The 1,621-nt window shown below is 62.4% G+C and carries 2 protein-coding genes; both read left to right on the top strand.

Annotated features, from left to right (window positions below):
- Positions 1-443, top strand: a 443-nt coding sequence (locus tag ACK4FK_RS18750) for a methyl-accepting chemotaxis protein (RefSeq protein WP_409747223.1), incomplete at its 5' end; no start/stop codon positions are given.
- A 196-nt stretch (positions 444-639) separates the two neighbouring features.
- A partial coding sequence (locus ACK4FK_RS18745) for a HAMP domain-containing protein (protein WP_409747220.1) occupies positions 640-1,621 on the top strand: 982 nt, incomplete at its 3' end.

The following is a 1,621-nucleotide window of genomic DNA, read 5'->3' as shown; positions in this document are numbered from 1 at the left end:
AGGTGAAGACCGGCGCCGATCTGGTCGGCCGCACCGGCCAGTCGCTGACCGATATCGTGACCTCGATCAAGAAGGTGTCGGACATCGTGGCCGAGATCGCCGCCGCCAGCCGCGAGCAGGCGACGGGCCTGGAGCAGATCAACACCGCCGTGGGCCAGATGGATGAGATGACCCAGCGCAACGGCGCGCTGGTCGAGCAGACCTCGGCCTCGGCCCAGGCGCTGGCGAACCAGGCCTCGGAACTTGCCGCGCTCGTCGGCTTCTTCCGGACCGGCGATCAGACCGCGCCGGCAGTTATCAAGCCTGCTCCTGCCCAGGCTCAGGTTCAGGCCCAGATTCAAACTAAGGCCAAGGCCAGACCTGCGGCGATCCAGGCCAGCCCACAGGCAGAGAGCAAGCCCACAGTGAAACCCGCCGATGATGGTGAATGGGAGGAATTCTGATCGGCTCACGGTATAATTGTAGAATAACTCTAATTTTCAATTATAACTTTTGCGGGCAGAGGTCGGGTTGTACCCGGTGGTAGTGTTTCTGCCTTTGCCGAACACCCCCTAGATGTGAGAAACTTGTTGTCGTCCGTAGGGTTAGCCAGCACGGCGCCCTGGTCGCCGCAACAAGAAATCATGGTGGGGGGAAGAAATGTCCATCGCATCCACGATCAAGATCGGCCCGCGCGTCCTCGCTGTGGTGGCGCTGCTGGCTGTGGCTGCCGCCGCCATCGGTACCATGGGCATCATCTCGCTCGATCGCTATGAGCGGCAGAGCAATGAAATGGCGTCTTTGGCCAAGCAGACCCAGTATGGCGAGCGGCTGAACGCGCTGATCTATGCCGTGGTGATGGATTCGCGCGGCGTCTACATGTCCGACACCACCGCAGCCGCCAAACCCTTCGCCAACGGGATCGTGCGCTTCACCGGGCAGATGGAAGCCCTGATCAAGGACTGGACCGCCCTGATCGGGCCGCAGGCCGCGGCCAGCGAAGAGGCCAGGCAGTTCATTGCGCTGGTGAACCAGTTCATCCAGTTCCGCCGCGAACTGGCCCGGCTCGGTTCGGACGTGGATACCAAGCAGGCGCGCGAGTATGGCGACAACGATGCCAATCGCAGCAATCGCCAGGCACTCAACAAGGCGGTCGAGACGGTCAACAATCGCAATGCCGAACGCGTGGCGGCGGTCAGCCAGGGCCTGACGGATTACTACAACACCCAGCGTCCGCTGCTGCTCACGATCACTGTCGCAGCCATCGTGATCTCGGTGCTGCTGGCGCTTTATGTGGTGATCGCAACCCTGACGCGCCCGATTACCCGCATCACGTCGGTGATGAACACGCTAGCCAAGGGCGACACCACGATTGATGTTTCCGGCAAGGAACGCGGCGACGAAATCGGCGAGATGGCCAAGGCGGTGCAGGTATTCAAGGACAGTATGATCGCGCGCGAACAGGCGGAGAGCCAGATCGCGCAGCAGCGCGAGGAGTCCGAGAAACGGCGTCTGGAGCGCGAGTCACGCGAGAAGGCGGCTGGTGAGGAGATCGCGGCACTGGTCAACAAGGTGGCGCAGGGGGACCTGTCGGGGCGCATCACCGAGGGCGGCAAGGAGGGGTTCTTCCTCACCACCAGCC

The sequence above is a fragment of the Ferrovibrio sp. genome (genome assembly GCF_046297895.1).
In the GTDB taxonomy this organism is placed as follows: domain Bacteria; phylum Pseudomonadota; class Alphaproteobacteria; order Ferrovibrionales; family Ferrovibrionaceae; genus Ferrovibrio.
The sequence above is the reverse complement of the archived record's forward strand: the minus strand, read 5'-3'. Positions and strand labels throughout refer to the sequence as shown.